At 69.3% G+C, this 8593-nt stretch carries 10 protein-coding genes; 8 read left to right on the forward strand and 2 right to left on the reverse strand.

Features of this window, described 5'->3' with window-relative positions; all coding sequences use genetic code 11:
* Positions 1-58: 58 nt before the first annotated feature.
* The gene (locus ACYVO6_RS38395) at positions 59-226 is read left to right on the forward strand and encodes a zinc-binding dehydrogenase (protein ID WP_461069636.1); all 168 of its coding nucleotides are present in this window, start codon (positions 59-61) and stop codon (positions 224-226) included.
* A gap of 36 nt (positions 227-262) precedes the next feature.
* On the opposite strand, the gene ACYVO6_RS38400 is transcribed toward ACYVO6_RS38395, so the two are convergent.
* Positions 263-1000: an SDR family oxidoreductase gene (locus ACYVO6_RS38400; protein WP_461069638.1), complete on the reverse strand. Its 738-nt coding sequence runs from the start codon at positions 998-1000 to the stop codon at positions 263-265.
* A gap of 115 nt (positions 1001-1115) precedes the next feature.
* Here ACYVO6_RS38400 and ACYVO6_RS38405 point away from each other — a divergent pair, with 115 nt between their 5' ends.
* Genes ACYVO6_RS38405 through ACYVO6_RS38415 form a run of 3 tightly spaced genes read left to right on the forward strand, consistent with a single transcriptional unit; the run spans position 1116 to position 3349 of the window.
* The gene (locus ACYVO6_RS38405) at positions 1116-1925 is read left to right on the forward strand and encodes a helix-turn-helix transcriptional regulator (RefSeq protein ID WP_461069640.1); all 810 of its coding nucleotides are present in this window, start codon (positions 1116-1118) and stop codon (positions 1923-1925) included.
* A gap of 32 nt (positions 1926-1957) precedes the next feature.
* Positions 1958-2608: an HAD family hydrolase gene (locus ACYVO6_RS38410; protein ID WP_461069641.1), complete on the forward strand. Its 651-nt coding sequence runs from the start codon at positions 1958-1960 to the stop codon at positions 2606-2608.
* A gap of 39 nt (positions 2609-2647) precedes the next feature.
* The gene (locus ACYVO6_RS38415; protein WP_461069642.1) at positions 2648-3349 is read left to right on the forward strand and encodes a bleomycin resistance protein; all 702 of its coding nucleotides are present in this window, start codon (positions 2648-2650) and stop codon (positions 3347-3349) included.
* Here ACYVO6_RS38415 and ACYVO6_RS38420 read toward each other — a convergent pair.
* Complete coding sequence (locus ACYVO6_RS38420; RefSeq protein WP_461069643.1) at positions 3346-4545, reverse strand: CdaR family transcriptional regulator; 1200 nt, start codon at positions 4543-4545, stop codon at positions 3346-3348. The genes ACYVO6_RS38415 and ACYVO6_RS38420 overlap by 4 nt on opposite strands.
* A gap of 196 nt (positions 4546-4741) precedes the next feature.
* Between ACYVO6_RS38420 and ACYVO6_RS38425 the strand changes: the two genes are divergently transcribed.
* From ACYVO6_RS38425 to ACYVO6_RS38440, 4 genes are read left to right on the forward strand one after another with little or no spacing between them, the layout of a single operon-like run.
* On the forward strand, positions 4742-5680 hold the full coding sequence (locus ACYVO6_RS38425) for a substrate-binding periplasmic protein (protein ID WP_461069644.1): 939 nt from the start codon (positions 4742-4744) through the stop codon (positions 5678-5680).
* A 9-nt stretch (positions 5681-5689) separates the two neighbouring features.
* Positions 5690-6457: an amino acid ABC transporter permease gene (locus ACYVO6_RS38430; protein ID WP_461069645.1), complete on the forward strand. Its 768-nt coding sequence runs from the start codon at positions 5690-5692 to the stop codon at positions 6455-6457.
* The gene (locus ACYVO6_RS38435; protein ID WP_461069647.1) at positions 6454-7251 is read left to right on the forward strand and encodes an amino acid ABC transporter ATP-binding protein; all 798 of its coding nucleotides are present in this window, start codon (positions 6454-6456) and stop codon (positions 7249-7251) included. Before ACYVO6_RS38430 ends, ACYVO6_RS38435 begins: the two co-directional genes overlap by 4 nt.
* Entirely contained in the window at positions 7248-8546 is a 1299-nt protein-coding gene (locus ACYVO6_RS38440) for an NAD(P)/FAD-dependent oxidoreductase (protein WP_461069649.1), read from the forward strand. Before ACYVO6_RS38435 ends, ACYVO6_RS38440 begins: the two co-directional genes overlap by 4 nt.
* Positions 8547-8593: the final 47 nt, after the last annotated feature.

Here is an 8593-nt window from a genome sequence, read left to right on the forward strand (position 1 = left end):
GAGGCCCTGACCAAGTCGCCCCGTCTTCACGGCGGTTGGCCTTGGTGAACGGGGGCTGATGGACCGCCCCGGCGGCGTACGCGCACTGGAGGAACTGGCACTGGCCGAGGCCGCGGCCGGCCGACTGCGCCCTGCCGTAAGCCGCTTCCGCCTCGCCGCCGCACCAGCCGCACACACCGCTCTGGAGTCCCGTGCCACCAAGGGCAAGGTGGCGCTGGTTACTTAGAGCGTGCTGGGGTCAGTTCTGAAGAGGGTGCTGGGGTCAGTTCTGGGCGGTGGGCCGGACGACGATCTCGTTGACGTCGACGGTGGCCAGCTGCTCGATGGCGAACGCGATGGCCTGGGCGATCGCCTCAGGCGGGATCGCGATCCGGTCCCGCATCTGCGTGATCTGCGCCTTGACCTGCTGGTTCGTCGACGCATCGGTGAAATGGGTGCCGACCACGCCAGGAGAGACGGTGGTCACGCGCAGTGCGTCGCCGGCTTCCTGGCGCAGGCCCTCGCAGATGGCGCGGACCGCGAACTTCGTACCGGCGTAGACCGCCATGGTCGGCACAATACGGAACGCGGCCGTGGAGGCAGTGGTGATGAAGTGGCCGGTGCCCTGCGCACGGAAGACCGGCAGCGCGGCAGCGATTCCGTGCAGCACACCCTTGACGTTGACGTCGACCATCTGGTCCCACTCCTCGACGCGCAGGTCGTCGAGGGGTGAGATCGTACCGACCCCGGCATTGCCGACCATCACATCGAGCCGGCCGAACCGCTCGTCGGCCAGTGCGACCAGGGCGTGCAGGTCGTCCCGCCGCGTGACGTCCGTACGGATCTGCACGGCCACGCCACCCGCCTTCTCGATCCGTGCCGCCAGCTCCGCGAGGCGCTCGGACCGGCGCGCCCCGAGGACGAGCCGAGCGCCGCGCTCGGCGAGCAGCAGCGCAGTCACCTCGCCGATGCCACTGCTGGCTCCCGTGATCGCGACGACCTTGCCGTCGATTCCCGACATGATTTCTTCCTCTTCCTTCTCGTCTTCCTTCGCACGTCGTGCGGGCACCAGTCTGTGGGGGGCTTAGCCTGGTATCCAGAACGCATTTATTCTGGAACCAGAGATCCCATCCACCATGCCGAAACAGCCGGATCAACGCCGCGAACTGGGCACTTTCCTACGCAGTCGCCGAGAGCGGATCACCCCCGACGAAGTCGGCCTGCCTCACACCGGCCGACGCCGGACGCCGGGACTCCGCCGGGAGGAACTCGCGCTGCTCGCCGGGATCAGCGCCACCTGGTACACCTACCTCGAGCAGGGCCGGGACATCCGCGCCTCGGACCAGGTGCTCGACGCCCTTGCCTCGGCGCTGCGGCTCGACCGGCACGAGCGTGGACATCTCTTCCAACTTGCCGGTCACACACAGGCGGCCGAGGTCGAAGAGCCGGAGCCGCTCGCCGCCGAGGCGGCAGCCGTCCCGCTCCTGCTCCAGCCGCACCCGGCGTACATCATCGCGGGCAACTACGACGTGCTGAGCCACAACCAGGCGGCCGACACGCTGTTCCCGAACCTCACCGCGGCGACGGACCGGCCGGCGAACTTCGCCCGCTGGGTGTTTCTCGAATCCGCCGCCCGGGACGTCCTGGTCGACTGGGAGCCCGAGGCGCGCGGCCTCCTCGCCCGGCTACGGACGCTGAGCGGACGGCACCCCGGCGACCCCCGCTTCACCCGACTGATCGACGAGCTGAACACGGCCAGCCCGGCAGCGCGTGCCTGGTGGCCGCGGTACGACGTACAGCCCCGGCGCAGCGGACGGAAACGGCTGCGGCGCCCGGGAGGCGCGGTGACCGATTTCGCTTACACCGCATTTCACCTGGCCGAACAGCCGGAACAGACGCTGGTGATCTATTCCGACGAAGGAGAGTCGACCGACCAGAGATCATGAATGACGGGGGTGCTCGTGATCTACTGCCGATCATGCCGCTGCTGATGCTCGACCTCGACAACACTCTGGTCGACCGCGACGCGGCCTTCCGTCTCGCTGTCCAGGCATTCCTGGCCGATCACGACCTGCCTGATTCAGATCTCACGTGGGTGATGACCCTCGACGCCAGTGGCTATACCGCCCGTCAGGATGTCGCGGCGGCCATGACCGACCGATACGGGGCCTTGGTGCCCAGCACCGCCATCCGCACCCTGCTCGACAACGGCGCGGCCGACCGCGTGGTGCTGACGAAGTCCTCACGCGAGGCCCTGGGCATGGCACTGGCCGACGGCTGGACCTGTGTCATCGTCACAAACGGCCGTACCAGGCAGCAAGAAGCGAAGATCCGCAACACCGGACTCGACCAACTCGTCCACGGCTGGGCCGTCTCCGAGGAAGTCGGGTACAAAAAGCCCGGGCCGGAGATCTTCAGAGCGGCAGCGGCCGGCGTCGAAGGGTCCCTCGTCGGCGCTTGGGTGATCGGAGATTCACCGCACGCCGACATCGCGGGCGCGAACACGCTCGGTCTGCGCAGCGTGTGGGTGTCGGACGGCCGACCGTGGACCCAGGACTCGTACCGGCCCACCCATGTCGCCGAAGACGTAGCCTCCGCGATCAACTGCGTCATCAATGCACCGAGATAATCTCCCCACCCCTATTCAACTTTGACTAGAGTGGTGGGCATGGCTGAGAAGACCATTCCGATCCTGCCGTGCCGGACCATCCAGCCCGTTCTCGACTTCTACACCGCCCTCGGGTTCGAGGTGACCTTCCAACAGATGAGCCCCAATCCGTACGCGGTCGTCGAGCGCGGCGACATCGAGCTGCAGTTCTTCGGCCTGAAGCAGCACGAGCCGACCGAGTCGTACGGCACGTGCTACGTACTGACCGATGACGTCGACGGGCTGCACGAGTCCTTCCGGACCGGACTCAAGGCGGCGTACGGGAAGATCCCGACCCGCGGGCTGCCGCGCATCGGGGCGCTGAAGAACATGTCGTACGGCATGCGGCAGTTCCTCATGACCGACCCGGGCGGCAACTGCATCCGTATCGGTCAGCCGACGAGTGAGGACCAGCGCCATCGGCCCGCGCCCAAGGAGACCTTCGCGCGGGCCCTGCATCACGCGTCACTCCTCGCGGACTCGAAGGAGGATCCGGCGGCCGCCGCGAAGGTCATCGACCGGGTGTTGTGTCTCGAGGACGAGCGCCCCACGCCCGCGCAGCTGCTGCGCCTCCTCGTACTGCGTGCGGATGTCGCCGGGCGCCTGGGTGACGGAGAGACTGCGACATCCGCGCTCGCCGAGGCCGCCGCGGTTCAACTCGGCGCGCAGGAGCGGGAGTCGGTCCAGGACGACCTCGAGCGTCTCGCGGAGCTGCGGGCCTAGGAATCGCCCGCAGGAGCCACCCCGCTGCCCAACTGGTCGGCCAGACACGCCAGGTACAAAGCCATGGTCGTCCGGTGCTCACGCAGCGGACGGCCGGTGATCTGCTCGATCTTGTTCATCCGGTAGACGACGGTGTTGCGGTGGATGTGCAGGGCCGCGGAGGCCCGTACGAGGTTGAAGCCGTTCTCGCACCAGGCGGTGATCGTGTCACGGAGTACCGGCCAGTCCGGCTGGGTGCGCAGGTCCGCGGCGGTGAGTGCCAGCAGGCGGTTGCGGGCGGGCTGGCCCACCGCTGCCAGGACCTGGTGGACGCGGAGGTCGGTGATCAGATGGACGGGGGAGTTTCCCGTCACGCGGGCGCCGAGGCGGAGCGCGTCGCAGGCGTCCTGGTAGGAGTCGTGCAGGTCGCCGACCGACGAGGCGGGTTCGCCGATCCCGGCGCGGGCGTTGAGGCCGTCCTGGGCGGCGATGACGTCGGTGACCCGGCGGCAGTCGCCGACCAGCGACGTCACCGGACGCCTGGCCGGAAGTCGGTGCAATACGCCGATCCAGCCGGGCGCCGTGGTGGCGACGATGTCCTGGGGATCGGCGAAGACCTCGCGAACCGTGCGGAGCAGTTCCGAGCGGACCAGCGCCATGTCACGGGTCGGCGCCCCCTGACGGCGGGCGCCCGCATCGGGCACGGTCACCTCGAACGCCACCGCCACCCGCCGAAGCCGCAGGTCGAAACCCAGCTCGGCGGCCCGGAACAGCAGGAACTCGCCTTCCACGACATGAGGGTCGTACGAGGCGATGTCGGCGAGCAGTTTCTCGGCCGCCCGCTCGGCGAGCAGTCGGGAGCGCAGCATCACCGACTCCCGCAGCAGAATCTCCGTCTGGCGCTTCACAAGGAGTCCGAAGCGGCGCACCTGGGCGGGCGTACCCGTGATCCCGACCGTGCCCACCGCCTGCCCGTCCGTGACCAGCGGCAGGGTGACTCCGGGGCGTACGCCTCGCAGTTGGAGGGCCTGCGAGGCGTTGTGCGTGGCGGGCTCCTGCGTACGGATCACCTCGACGGACGCCTCGTGAAAGGTGCCGACGCGGCTGCTGTCGCCGCTGCCGATGACCGTGCCCTCCGCATCGGTGATCAGCACGTTGAAGCCGATGACCGCGGAGGTGTCCCCGGCGATCTCCTGCGCGAGTGACGGGCTCAGCATCAAGGCTCCTCCCGCCGCCAGGCCGCTACCCGGATTGGACGCACCGTACAGTGCATCGAGCGATTTCGGCCATAAGTTCAGACGAAGTGACCGGTGACGTACCGCGAGCCGGTCCATAGCGTATGGGCCCTGTCACATCCCCCGCCGGGGCACAGCGAGGTGAACGGCGGACCCTTCAGTGCCAAAACGGAAGGCCATGCCGATGACCCGTGTGCGCTCACTTGTCGCCGCTTTGTCCGCGACACTCCTGCTTTCGGCCACCGCAGCCTGCGGCTCGGACAGCGACGACGAACCGGCCAATGTGTCCGCGAAGACCGCCGCGCTCGGCACTCTCACGCCGGGCGTGCTCAAGGTGGCCGTTCAGCCGTACGCCCCGTACACCAGCGTCCAGGGCGACAAGATCGTCGGGCTGGACGGCGACATCCTCAACTATGCGGCGGACAAGCTGGGTTTGAAGGTCGAGCCCGAGGTCACGGACTTCGCCGGCATGCTGGCCGGAGTGCAGTCCCGCCGGGTGGACATCACCATCGGCGGTGTCGCCTGGTCCGAGGAGCGGCAGAAGCAGGGGCTGTTCACCGATCCGCCGTACTACTCGCCCCCGGCGATGGCTGTCAGAAACGGCAAGACGTACAAGACCGTCGACGACCTGAAGGGCCTGGAACTGGGCACCGTCGAGGGCTATGTCTGGGTCAAGTCGATCCAGGCCGTGCCCGACGCCAAGCTGCACGCCTACCCCGACGCCAACGGCGTCTTCGACGACCTCGGCGCGGGCCGCGTCGACGTGGGCTTCCTCGACCCGCTGATCATCATCGCGGCGCAGAAGGAACGGCCGGAGCTGAAGATCGAGACCCAGTACATGACGCCGCCGACCGCCGAGCAGGTCAAGGCGAAGCCCGCGTACGAGTACTTCCAGCCGTACCAGACCGGCTTCTACCTCCCCAAGAAGGCCACCAAGCTGGAGCAGGCGATCTCCGAGCAGATCGACGCCATGTACGAGAACGGCGAGATGACCAAGCTCGTCGAGAAGTACGGCGGTGACCCGGAGCAGTTCCTCACGCCCGACGCCGCTGTCGCCACCGCGCGCCGCGGCGTGGACCGGCCCGCCGACTGGACGCCCCCGTCCATCGCGAAGTGAGGGGCTGACATGTCCGGTCTCTTCCAAGTCCCCTGGTCCGACTACCAGTCCGATCTGCTCGACGCGCTCTGGCGCACCGTCTCCTACACCGTCGTGAGCTTCGTCGGCGCCGTACTGCTCGGCCTGGCGGTGGCCCTGCTCAGGCTGAGCAAAGTGTGGGCCGCGCGCGCCGTCGCCGCCGTCTACACCGAGGTCTTCAAGAACATCCCGCTCCTGGCCATCATCTTCCTGGCCTACTTCGGACTGGCCTCCGCCGGGCTCAAGCTGGACGTGTTCACGGCCGGCTGCGTCAGCCTCGTCGTCTTCTACGCCGCCTACCTGTCCGAGATCTTCCGCTCCGCGATCAGCGGGGTGCACGCCGGACAGACGGAGGCGGGGGAGGCGCTGGGACTGGGCAGGGCCGGCATCTTCGGCCAGGTGATCCTGCCGCAGGCCGTCCGGCAGGCACTGCCCGGCACCAACACCTTCCTGGTCGACCTGCTGAAGTCCACGTCACTGCTGGTCACCATCTCCGCCGCCGAGCTGATGTCAGAGGGGCGGCTGATCACCTCGTCCACCTTCCGCGCACTGGAGGTGTACCTGGTCATCTCGGCCATCTACTTCGTCCTCTGCTACCCGCTCTCCCAGCTCCTCCTGCTGCTGGAGCGAAAGGTACGCGCGGGCGTCCCCCTGTCTCCGTGGCGAAGGCGCCGGATGCGGGCCGCCCGCGCACTGCTCGCGGCCGACCTCTCGGCCGGCACCGATCGCAAGGCCGACCGGAAGGAGGCGGCGGTATGACCGAGCCCGTCACCACAGCGAAGACCGTCATACGGGCGGCCACCACCGAGGCCGTCGTACGGATCGAGGGCCTCAGCAAGTCCTTCGACGGCCGTCTCGTCCTCGACAACGTGAACCTGGAAGTCGACCGCGGCCGGATCGTCAGCGTCATCGGGCAGAGCGGCGGCGGCAAGACGACCCTGATGCGCTGCGTCAACCTGCTGGAACGGCCGGACTCGGGCACCGTCGAGGTCGCTGGGGAAGTGGTGCACAACGGCGGCCGGATGGTCTGCCGCGACCTGCCCCGGCTGCGTCGTACGGTCGGCATGGTCTTCCAGCGGTTCAACCTGTTCCCGCATCTCACCGCCGTGGAGAACGTCGTCCTGGCGCAGCGCAAGGCGGGCATCCCCGAACAGGAGGCGCTGGAGCGGGCCGTCGCGCTGCTGCGCCGCGTCGGCGTAGCCCACCGCGGCCTCGCCCAGCCCGAGCAGCTCTCCGGCGGTGAGCAGCAGCGCGTCGCCATCGCGCGGGCCCTCGCCCTCAAGCCCGAGGTGCTGCTCTTCGACGAGCCCACCTCCTCCCTGGATCCCGAGGCCACCCGCGAGGTGCTGAACGTGATGCGGGAACTCGCCGCGGACGGAATGACGATGCTGCTGGTCACCCATGAACTGCCGTTCGCCCGCGAGGTGTCCGACCACGTCGTCTTCGTCGACGGCGGCCGGATCGTGGAGGAGGGCAGGCCCGAGGACGTCATCGACCACCCCGCCCGGGCCCGGACCCGGGAGTTCCTCGCCTCGTACGGGTCCACGTCATGACCGGTGCATCCGGTACGGCGGGCCCGCTCGGCGAGAGCCCCGTCGTGGTCGTCGGAGGCGGCGTCGTCGGACTGTGCACGGCGTACTACCTGGCCGCGGCCGGTCTTCCGGTGGAGGTCGTCGAGCGGCGCGAACTGGGCTCCGGGGCGTCCCGGGGTAACGCGGGATGGGTCTGCCTCAGCCACTCCACGCCCGTCCCGGCGCCCGGAGTGGTGCGCTACGCCCTCCGCTCGCTGGGACAGCCGGACTCGCCGCTGTATCTGCGGCCCCTTCCGGATCCGGCGTTCGTACGGTGGTTGTGGCGGTTCTGGCGCAGCAGCACACCGGCCGCCTTCCGGCGCGGTTACGCGGCGATCGCCGAGCTGAACCGCGACACCTTCGACCTCTTCGACGGCCTGCGCGAGAACGGCGTCGCCACGACGCTGACCCGGCCCGGCATGGTGCACGCCTTCCTGTCGCCGGCCGAGGCCCGCCACCATCTCGCGATCCAGCGGCAGATGGCGGACGGCCGCTACCCGATGCCCGACGACGTCACCACCGGACCCGAGGCGCATCTGCTGGACGACGCGCTGTCGCCCGGGGTGCGCGCCGCGTACCTCGTCGAGGGGGAGGGCGTGGTCGATCCGGAGGCATTCGTGCACGGGCTGGGGGAGGCACTCGCCGACTCGGGGGTGAAGGTCCATGAGCACGCGGAGGCCACCGGGTTCCGGTCGACCGCGGGGCGCATCGCCGCGCTGCGGACCACCCAGGGCGAGATCCCCTGCGCCGCCGTCGTCGTCGCGGCCGGGATGCGCTCTCCGCACCTGCTGCGCTCACTGGGACAGCCGCTGCCGCTCCAGGCGGGCAAGGGCTACAGCTTCTCGGTGGAGCTGGACCGGGCGCCCCGGCACACGCTGTACTTCGGCGAGCGCAGGGCCGTCGCCTCACCGATCGGCGGCACCACGCGGATCGGCGGCACGATGGAGCTGAGCGGCAACAACAACCGGCTCGACTGGCGCCGTATCGTCGCCGTCGCCCTCGCCAGCCGGCACTACCTGGGCCGCTGGTTCGACGACCCGGACGATCTGGTCGGCCTGATCCGGGACCCCTGGGTCGGCGGGCGGCCGTTCCTCCCCGACGGGCTCCCGGTGATCGACCGCGTCCCTGGGCACGACAACGCCTTCGCGGCCACCGGCCACGGCATGCTCGGCATCACGCTCGGCCCGGCCACCGGGCACCAGCTCGCCGAGTACATCCGCACCGGCCGACGGCCCGAGGCCCTCGCGCCCTTCCGCTTCGACCGGCTGAGCCGCTGACACGCCGTGGCGCGCGGCTTCGCGTCGGAGCCTCCGGGCGTGGGGGG

It is taken from the genome of Streptomyces pseudoechinosporeus (assembly GCF_054783935.1).

Excerpts from the sequence above, each read along its gene's own strand:
- ACYVO6_RS38430 (WP_461069645.1), top strand. The coding sequence starts at position 5,690 with ATGTCCGGTCTCTTCCAAGTCCCCTGGTCCGACTACCAGTCCGATCTG.
- ACYVO6_RS38420 (WP_461069643.1), bottom strand. The coding sequence starts at position 4,545 with ATGCTGAGCCCGTCACTCGCGCAGGAGATCGCCGGGGACACCTCCGCG.
- ACYVO6_RS38410 (WP_461069641.1), top strand. The coding sequence starts at position 1,958 with ATGCCGCTGCTGATGCTCGACCTCGACAACACTCTGGTCGACCGCGAC.
- ACYVO6_RS38435 (WP_461069647.1), top strand. The coding sequence starts at position 6,454 with ATGACCGAGCCCGTCACCACAGCGAAGACCGTCATACGGGCGGCCACC.
- ACYVO6_RS38400 (WP_461069638.1), bottom strand. The coding sequence starts at position 1,000 with ATGTCGGGAATCGACGGCAAGGTCGTCGCGATCACGGGAGCCAGCAGT.
- ACYVO6_RS38395 (WP_461069636.1), top strand. The coding sequence starts at position 59 with ATGGACCGCCCCGGCGGCGTACGCGCACTGGAGGAACTGGCACTGGCC.
- ACYVO6_RS38415 (WP_461069642.1), top strand. The coding sequence starts at position 2,648 with ATGGCTGAGAAGACCATTCCGATCCTGCCGTGCCGGACCATCCAGCCC.
- ACYVO6_RS38425 (WP_461069644.1), top strand. The coding sequence starts at position 4,742 with ATGCCGATGACCCGTGTGCGCTCACTTGTCGCCGCTTTGTCCGCGACA.
- ACYVO6_RS38405 (WP_461069640.1), top strand. The coding sequence starts at position 1,116 with ATGCCGAAACAGCCGGATCAACGCCGCGAACTGGGCACTTTCCTACGC.
- ACYVO6_RS38440 (WP_461069649.1), top strand. The coding sequence starts at position 7,248 with ATGACCGGTGCATCCGGTACGGCGGGCCCGCTCGGCGAGAGCCCCGTC.